General features: G+C 57.7%; 20 protein-coding genes. 13 read left to right on the forward strand and 7 right to left on the reverse strand.

The features are described 5' to 3' along the window. Positions 1–2 precede the first annotated feature (2 nt). The 3 genes from E3E28_RS05875 to nuoE are packed head-to-tail and all read right to left on the reverse strand — an operon-like array spanning position 3 to position 5,110. The gene (locus E3E28_RS05875) at positions 3–2,852 is read right to left on the reverse strand and encodes an NAD(P)-binding protein (RefSeq protein ID WP_167914407.1); all 2,850 of its coding nucleotides are present in this window, start codon (positions 2,850–2,852) and stop codon (positions 3–5) included. 1 nt (position 2,853) lies between these two features. Then, on the reverse strand, positions 2,854–4,653 hold the full coding sequence (nuoF, locus tag E3E28_RS05880) for an NADH-quinone oxidoreductase subunit NuoF (RefSeq protein WP_167914408.1): 1,800 nt from the start codon (positions 4,651–4,653) through the stop codon (positions 2,854–2,856). Then, positions 4,646–5,110, reverse strand: a complete 465-nt coding sequence (gene nuoE / locus E3E28_RS05885; protein ID WP_167915249.1) for an NADH-quinone oxidoreductase subunit NuoE — start codon at positions 5,108–5,110, stop codon at positions 4,646–4,648. The genes nuoF and nuoE overlap by 8 nt, the downstream gene beginning before the upstream one ends. A 157-nt stretch (positions 5,111–5,267) precedes the next feature. On the opposite strand from nuoE, the gene E3E28_RS05890 reads away from it, so the two are divergent. From E3E28_RS05890 to E3E28_RS05915, 6 genes are read left to right on the forward strand one after another with little or no spacing between them, the layout of a single operon-like run. Beyond that, positions 5,268–6,272: a 4Fe-4S dicluster domain-containing protein gene (locus E3E28_RS05890; protein WP_167915250.1), complete on the forward strand. Its 1,005-nt coding sequence runs from the start codon at positions 5,268–5,270 to the stop codon at positions 6,270–6,272. Then, positions 6,269–7,135, forward strand: a complete 867-nt coding sequence (gene shyC, locus E3E28_RS05895; RefSeq protein WP_167914409.1) for an NAD(P)-dependent hydrogenase/sulfhydrogenase 2 subunit gamma — start codon at positions 6,269–6,271, stop codon at positions 7,133–7,135. The genes E3E28_RS05890 and shyC overlap by 4 nt, the downstream gene beginning before the upstream one ends. Beyond that, complete coding sequence (gene shyD, locus E3E28_RS05900; RefSeq protein ID WP_167915251.1) at positions 7,135–7,860, forward strand: NAD(P)-dependent hydrogenase/sulfhydrogenase 2 subunit delta; 726 nt, start codon at positions 7,135–7,137, stop codon at positions 7,858–7,860. Before shyC ends, shyD begins: the two co-directional genes overlap by 1 nt. Then, positions 7,857–9,101 (forward strand): NAD(P)-dependent hydrogenase/sulfhydrogenase 2 subunit alpha, encoded by a 1,245-nt coding sequence (shyA, locus tag E3E28_RS05905; protein WP_167914410.1) that lies wholly within the window; start codon positions 7,857–7,859, stop codon positions 9,099–9,101. Before shyD ends, shyA begins: the two co-directional genes overlap by 4 nt. Before the next feature lie 38 nt (positions 9,102–9,139). Continuing rightward, the gene (gene pbp11, locus E3E28_RS05910) at positions 9,140–9,454 is read left to right on the forward strand and encodes a tRNA-binding protein Pbp11 (protein ID WP_167914411.1); all 315 of its coding nucleotides are present in this window, start codon (positions 9,140–9,142) and stop codon (positions 9,452–9,454) included. Positions 9,455–9,463: 9 nt separating this feature from the next. After that, positions 9,464–10,309 carry a TatD family hydrolase gene (locus E3E28_RS05915; protein ID WP_167914412.1) on the forward strand — a complete coding sequence of 282 codons (846 nt, stop codon included), beginning with the start codon at positions 9,464–9,466 and terminating at the stop codon, positions 10,307–10,309. Positions 10,310–10,360: 51 nt separating this feature from the next. Here E3E28_RS05915 and E3E28_RS05920 read toward each other — a convergent pair whose 3' ends face one another. Together E3E28_RS05920 and rtcA are read right to left on the reverse strand one after the other, a co-directional pair. After that, positions 10,361–10,573, reverse strand: a complete 213-nt coding sequence (locus E3E28_RS05920) for a hypothetical protein (RefSeq protein WP_167914413.1) — start codon at positions 10,571–10,573, stop codon at positions 10,361–10,363. A 46-nt stretch (positions 10,574–10,619) separates the two neighbouring features. Continuing rightward, positions 10,620–11,654 carry an RNA 3'-terminal phosphate cyclase gene (rtcA, locus tag E3E28_RS05925; protein WP_167914414.1) on the reverse strand — a complete coding sequence of 345 codons (1,035 nt, stop codon included), beginning with the start codon at positions 11,652–11,654 and terminating at the stop codon, positions 10,620–10,622. Positions 11,655–11,741: 87 nt separating this feature from the next. On the opposite strand from rtcA, the gene E3E28_RS05930 reads away from it, so the two are divergent. Then, positions 11,742–12,296 (forward strand): hypothetical protein, encoded by a 555-nt coding sequence (locus tag E3E28_RS05930; protein WP_167914415.1) that lies wholly within the window; start codon positions 11,742–11,744, stop codon positions 12,294–12,296. Here the strand turns inward: E3E28_RS05930 and E3E28_RS05935 are convergent. Together E3E28_RS05935 and E3E28_RS05940 are read right to left on the reverse strand one after the other, a co-directional pair. Beyond that, a complete protein-coding gene (locus tag E3E28_RS05935) occupies positions 12,277–13,101 on the reverse strand; it encodes a hypothetical protein (RefSeq protein WP_167914416.1) in 825 nt (274 codons plus the stop codon). The two genes, E3E28_RS05930 and E3E28_RS05935, sit on opposite strands and share 20 nt — an antisense overlap. A 9-nt stretch (positions 13,102–13,110) precedes the next feature. After that, positions 13,111–13,623, reverse strand: coding sequence for a metallophosphoesterase (locus E3E28_RS05940; protein ID WP_167914417.1), 513 nt, complete (start codon positions 13,621–13,623; stop codon positions 13,111–13,113). Positions 13,624–13,814: 191 nt separating this feature from the next. Here E3E28_RS05940 and E3E28_RS05945 point away from each other — a divergent pair, with 191 nt between their 5' ends. From E3E28_RS05945 to E3E28_RS05970, 6 genes are all read left to right on the forward strand, one after another. After that, the gene (locus tag E3E28_RS05945; RefSeq protein ID WP_042692650.1) at positions 13,815–14,309 is read left to right on the forward strand and encodes a Gins 23 protein; all 495 of its coding nucleotides are present in this window, start codon (positions 13,815–13,817) and stop codon (positions 14,307–14,309) included. After that, positions 14,309–17,875, forward strand: coding sequence for an LAGLIDADG family homing endonuclease (locus tag E3E28_RS05950; protein ID WP_240921655.1), 3,567 nt, complete (start codon positions 14,309–14,311; stop codon positions 17,873–17,875). Before E3E28_RS05945 ends, E3E28_RS05950 begins: the two co-directional genes overlap by 1 nt. A 44-nt stretch (positions 17,876–17,919) precedes the next feature. Beyond that, on the forward strand, positions 17,920–18,348 hold the full coding sequence (locus E3E28_RS05955) for a translation initiation factor IF-2 subunit beta (RefSeq protein WP_042692655.1): 429 nt from the start codon (positions 17,920–17,922) through the stop codon (positions 18,346–18,348). Positions 18,349–18,470: 122 nt separating this feature from the next. Further along, positions 18,471–20,039, forward strand: a complete 1,569-nt coding sequence (locus E3E28_RS05960) for a carboxyl transferase domain-containing protein (protein ID WP_167914418.1) — start codon at positions 18,471–18,473, stop codon at positions 20,037–20,039. Between the two features lie 9 nt (positions 20,040–20,048). Next, a complete protein-coding gene (locus E3E28_RS05965; RefSeq protein WP_167914419.1) occupies positions 20,049–20,432 on the forward strand; it encodes an OadG family protein in 384 nt (127 codons plus the stop codon). A 2-nt stretch (positions 20,433–20,434) separates the two neighbouring features. Beyond that, entirely contained in the window at positions 20,435–20,893 is a 459-nt protein-coding gene (locus E3E28_RS05970) for an acetyl-CoA carboxylase biotin carboxyl carrier protein subunit (protein WP_167915253.1), read from the forward strand. The last annotated feature ends 4 nt before the right edge of the window (positions 20,894–20,897 follow it).

Here is a 20,897-nt window from a genome sequence, read left to right on the forward strand (position 1 = left end):
AATCAGGAGAAAAGCCCCAGTGGGGAGTAGCCTTCCCTCACTTTTTCAACATTCAGCTCCATTCCGAGGGCGTTGGTGACCGTTCCGCTCTTCTCGGCCCACCTGCCCGCAGGAACAACGAGGGTCTCGCCGGACAGCTCAACGGGTTCGTTCGAAACGACCACGTAACGTTCTGCCTTCGGTATCCCAGCCACACCGGCCCTTATCAGCCCCTCAGCGTTCGCCCCCTTCCTGAGTATCAGCGTCGGGACGTTCAAGGCTTCGCCGTCCTCAGTTACGGCCAGCTCGTAGTTCTCCTCAACGATTTCCTTGCCCCTCAGCAGTATCTTGAGGAGCGGGAACTTCTCCGGGTCTGCCCTGAGCAGGACGCGCCTGGCTTTCCTGACGTCGTCGAGGGTCGCCGTTGAAGGACTTCCGCTCACGGTCGAGCCTATCGGAACACCCTTACGCTCGGCGAAGGCCTTGAGGGCTTCTATCTCCTCGTTGGTCAGGTTGGGCGTTAGGATAAGGGCGTAGTTTCCGCTCTTGATGAACTTCTTCGCTTCTTCCCCGCTTACGGGCTTTCCGTTGAGGAGCGGTCCGCTGAGGGTCTTCTCCCAGGGCCTCTCGAAGCGACAGACGTCGCATAGGTATCCGTTCCACGAGTCCCCGACGCTCGAAGCCCTCACGAGAAGCCCGGCGTAGACCTCAACCGCCATCTCGCAGGCGAGGGAACAGCCGTTGCAGACGGTTCTTACCTTCTCGGTCTTCCATGGGCCGGGCTTCGTGAGCGGTGGTTTCTCAACTATCGCGCCGACAGGACAGACGTCGGCCAGCTCTCCAAGGAACTTCCCCTCAACGTCGGCCATGGTGTCGCCGAGCGGTGGCCCAACCCTCGTGTTGTAGCCCCTGAAGAGGTAGTCTATCACGCCCTCTCCGGCAATCTCGTGGGTGAAGCGGACGCAGAGGCCACAGAGGACGCACTTGTTGGGGTCGAGCGTAATCCTCGGGTGGCTTTCATCAATCTCAAAGCGCTTTTCGCCCCTTCCGAGTTCGGGCTTCACGCCGTACAGCGTCGCGTACTCCCTCAGCTTGCAGTCGAAAACCGCCAGACAGCCACAGCTCATGCACCGTGAAGCTTCGCTCCTTGCCTCACTTTCGCTCAGCGTATTCTCGACCTCTTCAAAGCCCTTCGCCCTCTCCTTCGGGTCGAGGAGCTTCGGCCTGACCCTCGGCCTCCTCGGCGTCTCGCGGTAGTCCTCCTCCGTAACGTCCCTCCAGTGGTTGTAGGGTCTAATGTCCAGAAGGAGTTCGTACAGCTCTCTATCCTCTGTCAGCTCCCTGATGTGCTTCTCGGGGTTTGCGAGGACTTCTCTGGCCTTTTCAAGCCTGCCCCTGAGGTAGAGGTCTATCATCACAGCGGCTCTCCTTCCGGTGGCTATGCTCTCTATTACCGTTGAGGGTCCGAGAACGAGGTCTCCGCCCGCGAAGACGCCGGGAACGTTGGTCTGAAGTGTAATCTCGTCAACAACGGCTCTTCCGCGCCTCGCCTCTATCCCAAGGCTCTTCAGGAACTCCTCGTCGCAGTACTGGCCGATAGCCAGAATCACGTTGTCGGCCTTAACCCTGAACTCCGAGCCCTCGATGGGCACAGGTCTCCTCCTTCCGCTTGAATCCGGCTCGCCGAGGCGCATTTTGATTAGCTCCACCTCCTCGACCCTGCCATCGCCGATAATCCTCACCGGGTTGGCCAGGAAGAGGAACTCCACGCCTTCCTCGATTGCTTCTTCCACTTCGCGCTCGTTGGCGGGCATCTCGGCCTTCGAACGGCGGTAGACGACGGTGACCTTCGCGCCGAGCCTTAGAGCAGTCCTCGCGACGTCCATCGCTGTGTTTCCACCGCCGACAACTATAACGCGCTCGCCGAGCTTGACCTTTTCGCCCGTGTTCACCTTCCTCAGGAACTCTATGCCGTGCATCACTCCCTCTAAATCCTCTCCGGGAATCCCCATCTTCCTGCTCTTCCAGGCTCCGACGGCCAAGAAAACGGCGTCGTACTTCTCGCGCAGTTCCTCAAGGGAAACGTCCCTGCTGAGGGCGGTGTTGGTTCTCACCTCGATGCCCGTGTTTATCACGGTCGCTATGTCCTTGTCTAAGACGTCCCTCGGAAGCCTGTACTCCGGAATGCCGTAGCGGGTCATTCCGCCGAGTTCGGGCATCGCCTCGAAGATTGTAACCTCGTGGCCCTTCAGCCTCAGGTAGTAGGCGCACGCCAGTCCTGCAGGCCCTCCTCCGACGACGGCAACGCGCTTCCCGGTCGACGGCGGTATTTCGGGCATCCACGGACCGTTCTCCAGGTCGTAATCGGCAGCGAAGCGCTTCGCGAGCCTTATGCCGACCGGCTCATCGACGAGGTTCCTCCGGCAGGCCTCCTCACAGAAGGCCGGGCAGACCCTTCCGAGAACGGCAGGCAGGATGTACTTCTCTTTCATCAGCTTGACGGCCTCGTGGTACTTGCCCATCGCTATCAGCGCGAGGTAGCCCTGTATGTCCGCGTGAGCCGGACAGGCGTCCTGGCACGGACCGATGCAATCACCGTAGTGGCTCGAAAGGAGAAGCTCGAGAGCTGTTTTGCGCATCTCGATGACCCTATCGCTCAGGGTCTCTATCCTCATCCCTTCCGTCGGTTTGAGGGTGCACGCGGTCGTTACTCCCCTCTCGGTCTCTACGAGGCAGAGCCTGCACGAGCCGTAGGGTTCAAGCTCTTCGGTATAGCAGAAGCCGGGAACGTGGCCAATCTCGCGCAGGAACTCTATGAGGGGCTTATCTGCAGGAGCGTCAACTTCCTTTCCGTCAACGATGAGCCTGACCATCTCACTCACCCCCGGTAACGATTTCTATAGCGTTGAACCGGCATACCTCGTAGCAGGTTCCGCACTTGATGCAGGCAGATTGGTCAATCTCGTGGGGCTTGAGCTTCTCGCCGGTTATCGCGTTGGCCGGGCAGAAGATTGCGCAGGCGGTACAGCCGGTGCACTTCTCTGGGATTATGACGTACCTTATGAGGGGCTTGCAGACCTTGGCCGGGCACTTCCCCTCGATATGGGCGAGGTATTCATCCCTGAAGTAGCGGAGCGTCGTTAGGACGGGGTTCGGGGCGGTCTGTCCGAGACCGCAGAGTGAACCGGCCTTGACCTGGTGGGCGAGCTTCTCGAGCCTCTCAAGGTCCTCCTTCGTGGCCTTTCCCTCGGTGAACCGCTCGAGGATTTCGAACATCCTCTTCGTCCCGACCCTGCAGAATGTGCACTTACCGCAGGACTCCTTGACCGTGAAGTCGAGGAAGAACTTGGCGACGTCCACCATACAGGTGTCCTCGTCCATGACGACCATTCCACCGCTACCCATTATCGCACCGGTCGCGTTCACGCTTTCATAATCCACCGGCGTGTCGAAGAGGTACTCCGGAATGCAACCGCCAGAAGGCCCGCCGAGCTGGACTGCTTTAATCCTCTTCCCTGTCTTCGTTCCACCGCCTATCTCGTAGAGTATCTCCCTCAGCGTCGTTCCCATCGGCACCTCGACGTTTCCGCCGTGCTTTATCTTGCCCGACAGCGCGAAGACTTTCGTTCCTTTGCTCTTCTCGGTTCCGAGCGAGGCAAAGGCCTTCCAGCCGTGCCTTATTATCCACGGCACGTTCGCCCACGTTTCGACGTTGTTTATGTTGGTCGGCTTTCCGAAGAGGCCCTTCTGGGCCGGATACGGTGGCCTCGGCCTCGGCATCCCGCGTTTGCCTTCAATTGAAGCTATCAAAGCGGTTTCCTCACCGCAGACGAACGCTCCAGCGCCCTCCTTAATCTCGATGTCGAAAGAGAAACCGCTTCCGAGGATGTTTTCCCCCAGAAAGCCCCTCTCCTTAGCCTGCTTCAGCGCTATCCTCAGCCTCCTTATGGCGAGCGGGTACTCGGCACGGACGTAGATGAAGCCCTTCGTCGCTCCAATCGCGTAGGCCCCTATTATCATGCCCTCTATAACGCGGTGGGGGTCGCCCTCAAGGACGTTCCTGTCCATGAAGGCTCCTGGGTCGCCCTCGTCGGCGTTGCAGATGATGTACTTCTCGTCGCCCTCCGCTTCCCTCGTGAACTTCCACTTCAGGCCGGTCGGGAAGCCCGCACCGCCCCTCCCGCGAAGCCCGGATTTCATAATGATATCTATGATTTCCTCCGGCTCCATCCTGAGGGCCTTTTTGAGGGCTTCATAACCACCGACTGCGATGTACTCGTCTATGTTCTCGGGGTCTATGTAGCCGGAATTTTCAAGGACTATCTTCACCTGCTTGGCAAAGTAGCCGTCAACGTCCCACGTCTTCCTCTCGCCGTTCTCCCACCAGTCGCGCTTGACTATCCACTCCTTGACCGGCTTCCCGTTTACCACGTGCTCCTCTATAATCCTCGGAACCTTCTTCGGGTCGACGTGGCCGTAGGTGATAATCTCGTCCTCGGTGATTATGTCAACGAGGGGCTCGCGGTAGCACATGCCAACGCAACCGACTATCTTGAGCTTCACGTCAAGGTTTCTCCTCTCAAGCTCGGCCTTTATTGCCTCGTAGGTTTCCCTCGCGCCTGCGGCAATCCCGCAGGAGTTCATGCCGACCGCTATGGCCTTTATCTCAGACATCGAGCTTCCCCTCCCTGAGTTTCCTTATGAGCTTCCTAACCCTGTCCGGCGTGAGCTTGCCGAACACCTTGTCGTTTATCATGACTACCGGTGCCAAACTGCAACAGCCGAGGCAGGCCACCCTTTCGAGGGTTATCAGCCCATCCTCCGTCGTCTGGCCCTCCTCTATGCCGAGCTCCTCCGTTATCGCCTGGGCAATGGTTACCGCTCCGTTCACGTGGCAGGCCGTTCCGTGGCAGATTTTGACGACGTACTTTCCGAGGGGCTCGAACCTGAACTGGGCGTAGAATGTTGCGACGCCGTATACCCTGCTTAGGGGAATTCCGAGGTATTCCGCGATTCTCTCAAGGACTTCCCTTGGAAGGTAGCCGAAGCGCTCCTGAGTCCGCTGGAGAAGGGGGATTAGCGAGCTCGGCTCGGGGGGATACGAGGTCAGGTAATCGACTTCCGCCTCCATGAGCACCACCACTTATGGGCGATAGTTGGTTTGCCGTGCTTATAAATGTGCATTGAAGCACAAGTTTGTAACAAAAGGTTCCCAACCTCCGGTTTGAAAAATCCTTAAGGGAATCTTTACAAACTTAAAATTATAGCCCGATAGGGGCGTGGTCGAGTTGAGATATGTAAAGCTACCCTCCGGAAACTTTGAGGACTTCTTCAATTCCCTCAAGGGGATAGGCCAAATCTACGGGCCGGTTAAAGAGGGGAAGACCCACCACTTCCGAAGGGTCGAGGAAGCCGGCGAAATGGACCTGAAATACACCAGAACGATGCTCCCGCCCAAGAAGTTCTTCGTCAGGCCGAGGGAGAGGCTTTTCAGCCTCGAGGACGGCTGGTGGCGGAAGGATGGGGACGGAAAGCCCTTCGTGCTCTTTGGAGTTCATTCCTGCGACGTTCACGCCCTCAAAATCCTCGACAGAGTCTACCTCTCCGAGCCGGTTGACCCCTACTACGCAGAAAGAAGGAAGAGCGCTTTCATCGTCGGCATAAGCTGTCTCCCCGACGAGCTGTGCTTCTGCAAAAGCCTTGGAACGCACTTCGCGATGGACGGCTTCGACCTTTTCCTCCACGAGCTTCCCGATGGATGGCTCGTCAGGATAGGGAGTGTGAGGGGACACGAGGTGGTCTGGGAGAACGCGAGGCTATTCGACGAGGTGAGCGACGAGGACATAGCCAACTTCAAGGCCTTCGAGGAAAAGCGTGCGGAAGCCTTCAAGAGGGAGCTCCGCTCGGAGGGTCTGGCAGACACGCTCGATTTGGCCTACAACAGCCCGGTCTGGAAGGAGTACGCCGAGAAGTGCCTCGCCTGCGGGAACTGCAACCTCGTCTGTCCGACGTGCCGTTGCTACGAGGTCTGCGACCGCTGGGTCGATGCCTACAGGGCCGTTCGCGAGAGGCGCTACGATTCCTGCTTCATGGAGAGCCACGGCCTCGTCGCGGGCGGTCATAACTTCAGGCCCACACGCTTGGACCGCTTCAGGCACCGCTACTACTGCAAGAGCTACTTCGACCCTTCAGCGGGCTTCAACTGCGTCGGCTGTGGCCGGTGCGACGAGTTCTGTCCAGCTGGTATAGAGCACGTTAAGGTTCTCGACGAGATAAGGGGGTCGTTGGAATGAATCCCTACGAGAGCCATCCGGCGAGAATCCTTGAGGTTAAGGACCTGACCCCGAGGGAGAAGCTCTTTACACTCCGCTTCCTCGACGAGGAGCTCAACGAGGAGTTCACCTTCAGGCCGGGACAGTTCGTCATAGTGGACGTTCCCGGCTTCGGCGAGTTCCCGATAAGCCTCTGCTCGTCCCCGACGAGGAGTCCAATCCAGCTCTGCATAAGAAAGGCCGGCAGGATGACGAAGTTCATACACGGAATGAAGGAAGGCTCGGTCGTTGGAATCCGCGGGCCGTACGGCAACGGCTTCCCGATGGAGGACATGGAGGGCTCGAACCTAATCCTCGTGGCCGGCGGTCTTGGAATGGCGCCCCTGCGCTCGGTTCTCTGGTACGCCCTCGACACCGGCAAGTACGAGCACGTCTGGCTCTTCTACGGCACGAAGGCCTACGAGGACATACTCTTCCGCGACGAGATTCTCCACCTCCTCAAGCACGGGAGTGCGATGAACTGCACCGTCAAGCTCGCCTACGAAATCGAGAGCCCCTCGTGCATCTACCTTGAGCAGGGCTTCTCCGACAGGGTCTGCCGTGGAGTGGTTACCGACCTCTTCAGGGGCGAGAACTTCGACGTCGAGAACTCCTACGCCCTAATCTGCGGTCCGCCAATCATGTACCGCTTCGTCATAAGGGAGCTCCTCAACAGGAAGCTCTCGCCGGGGAGAATCTACATGACCCTCGAGAGGCGCATGCGCTGTGGAGTCGGCAAGTGCGGTCACTGCGTCGTCGGAACGAGCGTCTCGATGAAGTACATCTGCCAGGACGGTCCGGTTTTCACATACTGGGACGCCCTCTCGACGAGGGGGTTGATATGATGAAGCTCGGCGTGTTTGAGCTTACCGACTGCGGTGGTTGTGCTCTCAACTTCCTGTTCCTCTACGAGAGGCTTTTCGACGTTCTTGAGTTCTACGAGATAGAGGAGTTCCACATGGCGACCAGTCTCGAGGGGAAGCACTTCGACGTCGGCCTCGTTACTGGAACGGTCTCAAGCCACCGCGACCTTGAGGTTCTTAGAGAGGCCAGAAACCGCTCCGACTACCTCATAGCCCTCGGAACCTGCGCCACCCACGGTTGCCTTCAGGCGAGCGTCGAGCTTCCGCTCAAGGAGAAGCTGAAGGCCGTTTATGGCGACGAGGGAAACCCGATGAGGGCACTCGACCCCAAGCCCGTCGTCGAGTACGTTACCGTTGACCTCGCCATACCCGGCTGTCCCTACGATAAAAACGAGCTCTTCCAGGCGCTTATTGACATAGCGAAGGGCATCGAGCCTGTAAGACCTGACTACCCAGTCTGCCTCGAGTGCAAGCTGAACGAGTACGAGTGCGTTCTAGTCAAGAAGGGCCTTCCCTGCCTCGGCCCGATAACGCTCGGAGGCTGCAACGCTGCCTGCCCGCGCTCCGGACTCGGCTGTATCGGCTGCCGCGGGCCCCTGCCCGGTGAGGTGAACCCGGCTGGAGAGTTCGAAGTTCTCAAGGGCCTCGGCTACGACGAGGAGTACATCATGAGGAAGTTCAAGACCTTCGCGAGGTGGGGGCCATGATAATCGAGACGAGGGAGTTCACCCGCGTCGAGGGGAACGGGAAGGCCGAGATAGTCATCGAGGAAAACGAGGTCAAGGACGTCAGGGTCAAAATCGTCGAGGGGCCGAGGTTCTTTGAGCTTCTCACCCTCGGAAGGGACTTCTGGGATGTTCCCGACCTTGAAGCGAGGATATGCGCCATCTGCTACCTCTCCCACAGCGTCGCTTCCGTTTTAGCTATAGAGCGGGCCCTCGGCGTCGAGGTTCCGGAGAAGACGGAGCTCCTCAGGGAACTCGGCCTCATAGGGGAGCTCATCGAGAGCCACTCTCTTCACCTATACCTTCTCGTCGCGCCAGACCTCTTCGGCTACCCCGACGCGATACGGCTCGCGACGAAGCACGGCGAGCTCGTTAAGGAGGGCATAGCGCTCAAGGCCTTCGGGAACAGGATTAGGGACCTCATCGGCGGGAGGGAAATCCACGGCATAAACGTTAAACCCGGTGGCTTCGGAAGGTGGCCGGGGTGGGAAGAGCTTGAGGCGATAGAGCGGGAGGCGAAGGCACTCCTCACGGTGGCGAAGCGCGCGGTGAGGCTCTTCTCGGGAATTGGAGAGTACGGCGGAAAAGCGGAGCTGTTCGTCGCCACCGACGGCTACCTCACCGGCGACTCGCTCATCTCGAACGTCGAGCGGAACTTCCATTACTTCGAGCGCATCGAGGAGCGCCCCCTCGTCTACAGCTTCGCGAAGCAGAGCCTCTACAGCGGAAAGCCCTTCCTCGTCGGCTCGCTGGCGAGGCTCCTGCTCAAGGCTGAATCGCTGACCCCCACAGCTAAGAGACTCTTCGAGGAGAACCGGGAGAGGCTCGAAGCCGGATGGGTGAGCTACAACAACCTCGCCCAGGCGATAGAGCTGGTTTACGCCCTCGAACGGGCGGGGGAAATAGCGAAAACCCTTCTAGACAAAGGCTTTGAGCCCGAGAACGTTCCGGTCGAGGCCGGGGACGGGGAGGGGATAGGTTATGTAGAGGCCCCGAGGGGAGTCCTCGTGCACCACTACAGAATAGCCGGCGGAAAAATCGAGTACTCCAACATAATAACGCCCACGGCCTTCAACCACGCCATGATGGAGGGCGCCCTCCTGTGGGAAGCGAGAAACCTCTACGGAAACGCGCCGGAGGATGAGCTCCTCAGAAGGCTTGAGGAAACCGTCCGGGCCTTCGACCCCTGCATCTCCTGCTCGGTGCACTTCGTCAGGGGATAAGCTTTTCTCCTTTCTTTCCCACTCTCCCCGGTGGGAGCATGGGACTGTTCGACTTTCTGAGAAGGCCGAGGGAAGGTGAATCCGGAGAGTTCATAGCGTCGAGGAAACCGGTCGCGAAGTTCAGGGTGGAGCAGGTTCTCAACGTCCTCGGCAGGGAGACGCTGATTGGAACCGTTGAGGGGATAATCTACCCCGGCTACAAGGTCAAGGGAAGGAGCATCGCCCTAATCCGGGAAATCCAGAGGGAGCGAAAGAGGGTTGACTTCGCGGTTGACGGCGACAGGGTCGCGCTGATTCTTGAGGGGAAGACAAACGCTAAAAAAGGCGACGTCCTTGAGGTCTACCAGTCGTGAGGTGGGAGCATGATAATCCTCGATAATCATTTCCACGTTGACCCCTTCAAGGGCCTCTTCCTCGAGGCGGTTAAGCAGTTCCACAGAGCGGGCGGAACGCATCTTATGGTGGTATACAAGACGGCCCACGACTACGGCTTCCCGGGCCTCAAGGCTGAGGACTTCATAAAGGCCATGGACTTCCACGTCGAGCTGGTCGAGAGGATAAACCGCGAGACGCCAGTCAAAGCCTTCGCTGTCGTCGGCGTCCACCCGGCGGAGTTCGTCTATCTGGCGGAGCAGAAAGGGCTTAGCTATGCCAAAAACGAGGTCATGAAGGCCATGGAGTACGCGCAAAAGCTATGCCTTGAGGGGAAAGCCGTGGCGATAGGCGAGATAGGAAGGCCCCACTACGAGGTGAGCGAGGAAGTCTGGAACGCCAGCATAGAGCTTATGAAGTACGGCATGAGCCTCGCCAAAGATGCCGACTGCGCCGTTCAGCTCCACACCGAGAGCTTTGACGAGGCCAAGTTTAGGGAGCTCGGCGAGTACGTGAAGGAAGTTGGAATAAAGCCCTACAAAGTAGTCAAGCACTTCTCGCCACCTCTGGTGAAGGTTGCTGAAGAGGTCGGCGTCTTTCCGAGCATAATCGCGAGCAGGAAGAACATCGAGGAGGCAATAAAGCAGGGCAACCGCTTCATGATGGAGACGGACTACATAGACGACAAAAGACGGCCGGGGGCGGTTCTCGGCCCGAAGACGGTCCCGAGAAGAACGAAGGCCTTCCTCCAGAACGGCCTGTTTACGGAGGAGGACGTCTACAAAATCCACGTCGAGAACCCGGAGACGGTTTACGGGGTGGAGATGGAGGAGTAAAGCTTAGGAGATGTCTGCAGGGCAGAATGTCACTGCTTTTTATCTACATTTTCAGATGAGAATGTTGGTGTCAATCAAAAAATCCCTCTCCCATTCCTCCCTCAGCTCCCCGAGGCTCTTCTCAAGGTCTTTCCTGTCCTTATAAATACCCCTGTATCTTGATGGGTCAAAGAACTCGCTCTTAACTCTCTCCCAAAGTTCTGGCGGTATTATCACACCTTTAATCCGCCCATGCTCGTCGTAAATGTACTCGACACCTTCCATTCTCCCACCATCTTCACTAAGAACTGTGACCTATTTAACCCCTTCATCAGACCTCCGCCTTCCTCACCACCCTCACAACCCCTGGCTCTCCAATTTCTCCCTCGACCTCGAAGGTTTTGCCCAAAAACCGCTCCACGACCCAGACGTTGGTGACGAGGTGGTTCGTGATTTCTGCAACGCCTATCTCTCCGCCCGCGAAGGCCAGGAACGGTATCAGCTGGTCGCCTAGGAACCTGTCAACGGCCTTCCTCGGCGTCAGTTGCTCAATCAGCTCTTCGGCGGCTTCCCTGCCGACTACTTCGGCCGGTTTTCCGCGCTTTCCGAGGGCGTCTCCAGCTAACCTAAGCGAGTCCGTTTCGGCCCAAACCACTATTCCGCTTCCCGGTCCAAGGGAGCGCGAGACTTCCCTCTCAATCTCGACCGGGACGCTGTAAAGGCTTCTCAGCTTTTCTTCAGCTGACTTCGCCTGTCTCTCCGCGACGTGGGTGGGTAAATTCGTCGCGTGGCTTATTCCCGCGAAGCGCTCTATCCTGCGCCACTCGAGGGCAACGAGCGGTTTTCTCTCCTCCCACCGCTCGACCCTTCCGAGGACGAGCCCACCGCCCTTCGGGTAGTGGCCCCTCCTCTTGAGCTCAATCTCAACATTCAAGCCCATCTTTTCAAGAGCGAAGAGCGTAACATGCCTCAGGTAGTCCACAGGCGGGCTCCAGGGCACGTCGGTTCCGCCGGTTACCTCGAAGCTTCCCCCCACGAAGGCCATCGCTGGCAATAACGCCTGGAGGACGAGCGTTATACTTCCTGCAGTCTTTATCGGGACTTTGATGTGCTTCGGCTCGGCTTTTCCGGGGACGAACTCAAGAACCGTAGAGCCGACTTTTGCTCCTTTAACCCTCGCGTTGCTCAGCTCCTTCAAAGCGAGAATACCGTGCAGGTGCTGGGGCCTTAAACCAGGGTTTGGCCTGTTGGCCCTTATCCTGCGAATTCTCACCGGCTTTCCAGTGATTACCGACAGGGCAACGGCCGTTCTGAGTATCTGACCCCCTCCCTCGCCGTACGAGCCGTCTATCTCGACCCACTCCATTCTCCCACCGTGGTGGAATTTCCCGCGAAGCCTAAAAACCTGACGAAAGGCTTTTAGGCGGGCCGAACAAGGTGGCATGGTGAGAGCATGGACGAGCTTGAGTTCTGCGTGAAGAGTCTCAGCTATCCCCTCGGGACCCTCCTCGAGACGCTGAAGAGAAAACCCGGTGAGAGGGTCGAGATTGACGGGGTGCACTTAACCCTTCCGGAGCTCCCCTTCGCGGTTAAGTGCTACCTGACGGCAAGAGCACTCTTTGAGAGCCTCGACCTCGTTGACCGGAAGAGGCTCGGCGACGACATGGCGTACGTTGAGGAGTTCATCGCGAGGGTTCTATCTTCCCCGCTCGGAGAGAAAATCCGGCCGTACCTTGAGAAAGCGGGCGAGATTTCCACAAGGGGCAGGCTCAACGTGGACTGGCTTGAGTTCGAGAGGCGAAGCGAGAAGCTGAGGCCCCTCCTGAAGCGGATTTTAGCGGGAGAAGAGCCTCCAGAGGTTTCTAACCTCTCGGTTGACGAATGCCTCCTCCTCAGCTACCTCGCGGGCGAGCGGAAGAAGCGCGAGAGGGTCAACGCCGTCCTCGGAAAGCTCAACCCCGCCTTCAGGGAAGCTGTTAAGGCCTACTTCAGGGCCCTGAAGAGTTGAGCTCGACCGCTATTTTCAGCGCCTCTTCCCTCTCAAACCCTTTCCTCACGAGGGCCTCGACGAGCTTCGCGAGTTTTTCGACGTTGCGCAGGTTCAGCCTGTTCTCGGGGAGGGAAATCAGGCTCACCGGAACGTTGAAGCCGAGCCTCGCAGAGAGTTCGACCGCAAACTCCTCCCTGCTAAGCGGGGGAATCCTCACGAAGGCCGAAAAATCGAGGTTCCGATACCTGCCCGCGTCCTTCGTCTCGACGATTATCGGCCCGTCCCGCTCCCCGTTCAGGAGCTCTGCAACGGTCTCAACGCCCGGCTCTCGAAGGATTAGCGCGTTTGCCGGAACGAGCTCGGACAAATCAACTCCCCTCAGGTTCTCGACGAGCGTATCGACGCCGAGCGAGAGAACTTCCCGCCAGCCAGGGGTTTTCTCCTCGCTTTTTTCCCTCTTTTCCGACGTTACCCTTTCGTAGAGGACCTCGCTGACGAGGGTTATCTGGTAGACCTCCTCGATGTCCTCGAGGGTCAGGATTCCGTTGGAGAGGAGCTTAAGGCCGAGCCTCGCGAGGGAAGAGCTGAGCTCCTCCTCGCTCCTCGTCGTTATGGCCTTCTTTCCGGAAACGTCTTCTAGACCACGGCTCACGAGCCGGTAATCCGTCGGAAAGAGCCCCTTGGCGTTGAAGAACTCCTCCAGCGTTTCCTTGGCTTTTTCCTCGCTGACGGCGTAGACCTTCACGAACTCAACGTTTCCAGCCCTATCAACGCCGATGAAGACCACCGCGTCCCTCCTCTCGGCCGGCGTCAGTATGTCCATCGGCTCACCTCATACGCTCATCGCGCCGAGAAGCTCGCCGGTCTCGATGTTGAAAATCTCCACAACCCTTTTCCTCGTGTCGAGTAAAGCAACGCTCTTGACGCCGGTTAAATAACCGCAGACCTCGCCGGGGTTGACGAGTATCGTCCTGCCCACTTCCCTAATCTCGTAGCGGTGGGTGTGGCCGACTATAACCACGTCGTAGAGCTTGCTGTAGGCCAAAGCCTTAACGAGAACCTCGTTCGTCCCGTGCGTCACCGCTATCTTCATTCCATCCGCCTCGACCTCGATGAGCTCGTCCTCTATCCCTAACGCCTTCCTCAATCCACTCCTCTCGCCGTCGTTGTTGCCGAAGACGCCCCTCAGCGGGGCCTTGAGCTTTCCGAGCTCCCGTGCGACGAAGGGGGCGATGTAGTCACCCGCGTGGATTACGAGGTCAACGTTCCTCTCGTTGAAGAACTCGACTGCCTTCCTTATGGCCGGAAGGTTATCGTGGGTGTCGCTCATTATTCCAATCAGCATTACGGCTCACCTTAATGGGACTGCTCGTTCAGGTTTAAAGGGTTATCGAGGCCAAAAGCGTCCTCCTGCTCATCTGTGCTCATGAATGCATTCGAGTGGAAATCGAACTGGCATAACTCCGCGCAACACCGTTCTAAGCTGTTCCGACAAGGTTTATTAGCCGAAGACCTTAGGTCGTTCAAGGTGGTGGTATGTTCACCGGCAGGGCGCTCATCGCTGTGAAGGTGTTAAAGCCCTTCTCGGACTGGAATCAGGGCGACATCGTCTTAATCGAGGACTGGAAGGCGAGGGAACTTTGGGAGGCCGGGGTAGTTGAGATTGTGGACGAGACCGACAAGGTAATCGGCGAGATAGACAAGGCCATAGCCGGGGAGCGTGAGAGTGAGCCGTTAACGGCACTCCCGGCCGGGCTCTATGAGAGGGCCGAGTTCTACCTGTATTACCTGGAAAACTACGTCAGGCTGAACCCGGGCGAGAGCGTCGAGACGATAAACGTCAAGCTGACTAAGCTTGCCAACCTCAAGAAGAAGCTCCGCGATTTGAAGATGATACGCTTCAACAAAATCCTCAAAGCGGTCATGCTGAGGCCCAACAGCCTCGAACTGCTCTCGCGCCTCTCGCCGGAGGAAAGACGGCTCTACCTCCAGATGTCCAAGATAAGGAACGAGTGGCTCGGTGATGCCTGATGGACAGGGAGGAGATGATTTCGCGCTTCGCAAAATTCCTCCGCGAGTACGTTGACGACGACGGCAACGAGGTCTACATCAACCGCCTCAAGGACCTCCTTACGGTAACGCCGAAGCGCTCCTTGGCCATAGACTGGGCGCACCTCAACTCCTTCGACCCCGAGCTGGCTGAGGAGCTCCTCAACAACCCAGAAGAGGCGATAGCGAGCTGTGAGGACGCGATTCAGATTATCCTCCGCGAGCCCCCGCTCCTCGTCGAGAGGGATTTGAAGGTTCACGCGCGCTTTTACAACCTGCCCCACACGATACTCGTCAAGGAACTGGGGAGCGAGCACATAAACAGGCTTATTCAGGTCGAGGGAATCATCACGCGCGTCAGTGAGGTCAAACCCTTCGTCCAGAGAGCCATCTTCGTCTGCAAGGACTGCGGAAACGAGATGATTCGCCTTCAGAGGCCCTACGAGAATCTCGTTAAACCTGCCAAGTGCGACGCCTGTGGCTCAAGAAACGTCGAGCTCGACGTCGAGAAGAGCCGGTTCATCAACTTCCAGAGCTTCCGTCTTCAGGACAGACCCGAGAGCCTCAAAGGTGGCCAGATGCCCCGCTTCGTTGATGCCATACTTCTCGATGACCTCGTCGATACCGCTCTGCCCGGCGACCGTGTTCTCGTGACCGGAATCCTGCGCGTTATCCTCGAGCAGAGGGACAAGAGGCCGATTTTCAAGAAAGTCCTTGAGGTCAACCACATCGAACAGCTCAGCAAGGAGATTGAGGAACTTGAGATTTCGCCGGAGGACGAGCAGAAGATTCGCGAGCTGGCGAAGAGGAAGGATATCGTTGACGCGATAGTGGACTCGATAGCTCCGGCCATCTGGGGCCACAGGGTTGTCAAGAAGGGAATCGCTTTGGCGCTCTTCGGCGGTGTGCAGAGGGTTCTCCCGGACGGAACGAAGCTGAGGGGAGAGAGCCACGTTCTGCTGGTTGGTGACCCTGGAGTGGCGAAGAGTCAGCTCCTCCGCTACGTGGCCAATTTGGCTCCGAGAGCAATCTACACGAGCGGTAAGAGCAGTTCGGCGGCCGGTTTGACCGCTGCAGCCGTGCGCGACGAGTTCACGGGCTCGTGGGTTCTGGAAGCGGGTGTTCTCGTCTTAGCGGATGGCGGGTTCGCACTAATCGACGAGTTCGACAAGATGAGTGACCGTGACAGGAGCGCGATTCACGAGGCGCTGGAACAGCAGAGCTACCACCACGACTTCGAGCTTCTCCTCGCTGACGGCAGGAAGGTTAAGATTGGGGAGCTGGTGGATTCCCTCATCGAGGCCAACCGCGATAAGGTGATACTCGGTAAGGACACCGAGATACTGCCCGTTGATGACATAGAGCTCCTCGCGTACGACCTCGAGCGGAAGGAAATCGTAAAGGTTAAAGCGGACCGCGTGAGCAGGCACAAAGCACCTGACAAGTTCATACGGCTGAGGTTCTCGAACGGCAGGGAGATAACCGTAACCCCAGAGCACCCGATTATGGTGTGGGAGGACGGCGAAATAAGGGAGAAGCCAGCGGAGAATGTGAAACCCGACGACCTCGTCCTCGCGGTCAGGCGCTACCTTTCCCCCGAAGAGAACCGTCTTGATGAGACCACTGCCAAACTCCTTGGCTTCCTCCTGTCGGAAGGCTTCAGCTACGCTAACCCCGGCAACGGCTACTATGAGGTAGGCTTCACGAACACTGATGAGAAGCTCGTTGAGGAGTTCAAGGGACTCCTTGAGGAGCTCGGCGTTAAGTACGGCGTTCAGATTCGCGAGAGGCCTGGCGAGAAGAGGCTCTACACGGTCCGCGTCATCTCCAAGGACTTCTACACCAAGCTTCTAAGCGAGTTCCCGGAGGCGTTTCCCGAGAAGGGTGACGAAAGACCTGCTCGCCGGAAGAGGGTTCCTGCCAGGGTTCTCGGCGCCGACGAAACCGCGAGAAGGGCCTTCCTCAACGCGTTCTTCAAGGGAGACGGCTTCGTGGACAAGTACCGCGTTGGATTCACAACGTCGTCGAGGGGCATGGTGGAAGACCTCCAGGACCTACTGCTGAGCCTTGGGATATACTCCTACATCTTCGAGGAGAAGCGGGGGGAGACGACCTACTACAAGGTCATCGTGAGCGGTACGGCCGACATGGAGCGCTTCGCTGAAATTGTCCGGGATGACCCGCGGATAGGGAAGATAGAGAAGCTTATCGAGGTCTCCAGGAGAAAGCGCAACTACCGCGACATCGTTCCGACCGAGGTTCTCGAATCCCTGAGGGAGGTTTTAAACGTCCTTCACGTGAACGACGGCGGTCTTACCAACAACATAACCGCCCGCCAGAACGCCAACAGAGAGCGCGTAATGGACTACCTTGTGAAGGCAGAAGAGAGAATCGCTGAACTTAAGAGCTCCCTTGAGAGGGGGGACGTTGAGGCGCTGAGGGCCTTCGTTACTGTTAAAGAGCTATCGGAGAAGCTGGGTACTCCCTATTCGACGACCCTTTACAGGCTCAGGAGAGGACATAAAGAGACAACAAACGCTCTTCTCGAAATTGCGAGGGAAAGGCTTGAGGAGGCCGAGGAAAAGCTCAACGACATAACGGAACTTGTCGAGGGCAATCTCCGCTTCCTCAGGGTTACGAAGGTCGAAGAAATCCCCAACGACCGCTGGGAGTGGGTCTACGATGTAACCGTTGAGCCGTACCACCTCTTCGTCTCCCACGGGCTGGTTCTCCACAACACGATAAGCATCTCCAAGGCCGGCATTACAGCCACCCTCAACGCAAGGACGACCGTTATAGCCGCTGCCAACCCGAAGTTCGGTCGCTTTAACAGGCACAAGTCCCTCCCCGAACAGCTCGACCTCCCGCCGACCCTGCTGAGCCGTTTTGACCTTATATTCCTCCTCCTCGACGAGCCGGACGAGAAGGTTGACGCGAGCATCGCTGAGCACATCCTCAAGGTTCGCAGGGGAGAGGCGGAGGTCGTTACGCCGAAGATACCCTACGACCTCCTCAAGAAGTACATAGCCTACGCGAGGAAGAACGTCCACCCGGTCCTGAGCAGGGAAGCCATGGAGGAAATCAAGCGCTACTACGTCAAGATGAGGAAGGGCCTGAAGAGGGGCGACGAGGAAGGCGTCCAGCCGATTCCGATAACCGCGAGACAGCTTGAGGCCCTCATACGTCTCAGCGAGGCCCACGCGAGGATGAGGCTGAGCGAGACGGTAACGCGCGAAGATGCTAGAGCGGCGATAGAGCTCATCGAGGCCATGATGAGGACGATAGCAGTTGACGAGGAGGGCAACATAGACGTCTCGATACTGGAGATAGGTAAAAGCTCCAAGAAGCTCAACAAGATAGAGAAGCTGGTCGATATAATCAAGAACCTCGAAGGTGAAGGCGACTACGGAGCGCCGGCAGAGAAGGTAATCGAGGCCGCGAAGCAGGCCGGGGTCGGCAGTAAGCGCGAGGTTGAGAAGCTCATCGAGGAGCTCAAGGCAGACGGCAGAATCTACGAGCCGAGGGCGGGCTTTTACAGGGTGCTCTAACAAAGGTTATAAAGCGAAGGGGAAACCTATGAGGGGGTGAGAAGATGAGCGAGAGCATTGACTTTTACGACTTCGAGAAGCTCCTCGATAAGGCTTACGAGGAGTTGCCCGAGAACGTGAAGTCCCACAAGTCCCGTTTCGAGGTCCCGCCGGCGGTCGTCACAATAGCCGGTAACAGGACGATAATCGAGAACTTCGTTGACATAGCGGAAGCGATGAACCGCGACCCGAACCATCTCCTGAAGTTCATCCTGCGCGAGGTCGCAACCGCTGGAACGCTCGAGGGCAGGCGCGTAATCCTGCAGGGACGCTTCACTCCGTACCTGATAGCCAACAAGATGAAGAAGTACCTCAAGGAGTACGTCATCTGTCCGGTCTGTGGAAGCCCAGATACCAAGATTATCAAGCGCGGACGCTTCCACTTCCTCAAGTGTGAGGCCTGTGGTGCCGAAACGCCAATCCAGCACCTCTGAGGTCTTCCTTCTTTTTTCCATGTCATTGGACAAATTATCCGTCTTCGAATGAATTTCGCTCCTCAAAAACCCTTTTAAACTTTACAAACTACAAGCCCAAAGAAATCAAGGGGGTTACTCTTATGGGCATGGAGGAGAAGCTCAACGAGCTTTACGAGAGGAGGGAAAAGATTCTCGCCATGGGCGGGGAGAAGGCCGTCGAGAAACAGCACGCCAAGGGCAAGCTCACCGCCCGCGAGAGGATTGAGAAGCTCCTTGACCCCGGAAGCTTCGTGGAAATCGGCATGTTCGTCAAGCACAGGGGAACTGAGTTCGGCCTCGACAAGAAGGAACTGCCCGCGGACGGCGTCGTTACTGGCTACGGAACCATCGATGGCAGGCTCGTTTTCGTCTACGCGCAGGACTTCACCGTCATGGGCGGTTCGCTCGGCGAGATGCACGCGATGAAGATAAAGCGCGTCATGGAGCTGGCTTTGGAGGCTGGAGCCCCTGTCATAGGCCTCAACGACTCAGGAGGAGCGAGGATTCAGGAGGGCGTTGACGCGCTCAAGGGCTACGGCGAGATTTTCAAGATGAACACGATTCTCAGCGGTGTCGTCCCGCAGATTACCGCGATAATGGGTCCCTGTGCCGGCGGAGCCGTTTACAGCCCCGCTATCGGAGACTTCATTCTCATGGTGGACAACCCCGCGAGCTTCATGTTCATCACCGGCCCGCAGGTCGTCAAAGCCGTTACCGGCGTTGAGGTTACTCCAGTTCAGCTTGGCGGAGCGATGGTTCACGCGCAGAGGGCCGGTCAGGCCCATCTCATAGGCAAGAGCGACGAGGAAGTCTTGGCTTTAATAAGGCGCCTAGTGGGCTACCTGCCGTCCAACAACATGGAGAAGCCTCCAAAAGTCAAGACGAGCGATTTACCCTTCAGGAAGAGCGAGAGGCTCTATGAAATTGTCCCGGACGACCCGAACAAGCCCTACGACGTCAGGGAGGTCATCTACGAGATAGTTGACCGCGACGAGAACGGTAACCCAGATTTCCTTGAAATCCTTCCGTACTTCGCCCCGAACGCCGTGGTTGGCTTCGGAAGGATGAACGGCCAGACCGTCGGTATAGTCGCCAACAACCCCAAGTACTTCGCTGGAGTTCTCGACATAGACAGCTCGGACAAGATTGCCAGGTTTGTTAGAACCTGCGACGCCTTCAACATACCGATAGTCACGCTCGTGGACGTCCCCGGTTACCTGCCGGGCGTTGACCAAGAAAGCCGGGGAATAATCAGGCACGGCGCGAAGGTCCTCTACGCCTACGCCGAGGCGACGGTCCCGATGGTGACCGTTATCCTCAGAAAGGCCTACGGTGGGGCTTACCTCGCGATGGGAAGCAAGCACCTTGGAGCCGACTTCGTCTTTGCCTGGCCAACTGCAGAGATAGCGGTCATGGGTCCGGAGGGAGCGGCGAACATCATATTCCGCAAGGAAATCGCCCAGGCTGAGAACCCGGAGGAGGTCAGACAGCAGAAGATAGCCGAGTACCGCGAGAAGTTTGCCAACCCGTACGTAGCAGCGGCTAGAGGCTACATAGACGACGTCATCGACCCGGCGGAGACGAGGGCGAAGGTGATTATGGCGCTCGAGGCCCTTGAGAGCAAGCGCGTCAAGCTCCCGCCGAAAAAGCACGGCAACATACCGCTGTGAGGTGAAAGCATGAGCCAGCTCGCCGAAGGCGGATGGATTACCGTCATAGGAATCACCGTTGTCTTCGCCATACTCACCATTTTGGCCATCATCCTCTACGCCATAGGCGCCTTCGAGCGCGGGATGACCGGAAGGGCCAAGAAGGCCGAGGAGAAGGCCGTCGAGGAGAGGGAAGGGGTTGAGACCCCAGAGGTTGCCGAGAAAACTGAAGAAATTCCTCCAAGAGATTTGGCAATCATAACTGCCTCAATTCTTGCCTACCTCGCGAAGAAGGCCGAGGTCGCCAGGCCGTTGCCCTTCAAGAGGAAGGTTTCCGACGCCTGGCGCCTCTACGGTTTACAGAGCGGTATGAATGAGGTTGAGAACTTCAACTACGAGATGAGGAAGTGGTGAAGATGAAGGTTAAGGTCATCATCGATGGAAGGGAGTACGAGGTTGAGGTTGAAGAGCTCGCCGGCGGGAAGTTCAGGGTCAGCTTCGAGGGCAAGAGCTACGAGGTCAAGGCCGAAGGCCTTGGAATAGCGCTCCCAAGCGTTCCCGAAACTGCCAGCACTCCGGTTCCTGCTCCAGCTCCCGCATCAGTTTCTGCTCCTGCTCCGGTTAGTGCTCCGGCTCCTTCGCCGGCTCCTGCGAGTGCTTCGCCCAACACTGTCACTGCCCCAATGCCCGGAAAAATCCTGAGGGTCCTCGTGAGCGAGGGGCAGGAGGTTAAGACTGGTCAGGGGTTGGTCGTGCTTGAGGCCATGAAGATGGAGAATGAGATTCCGGCTCCGAAAGACGGCGTTGTGAAAAAACTCTACGTGAAGGAAGGCGACACCGTAAACACCGGCGACCCACTGGTTGAGCTCGGGTGATGGG

Origin of the sequence: Thermococcus sp. 21S9 (assembly GCF_012027635.1) — an archaeon.
In the GTDB taxonomy this organism is placed as follows: Archaea; Methanobacteriota_B; Thermococci; order Thermococcales; family Thermococcaceae; genus Thermococcus.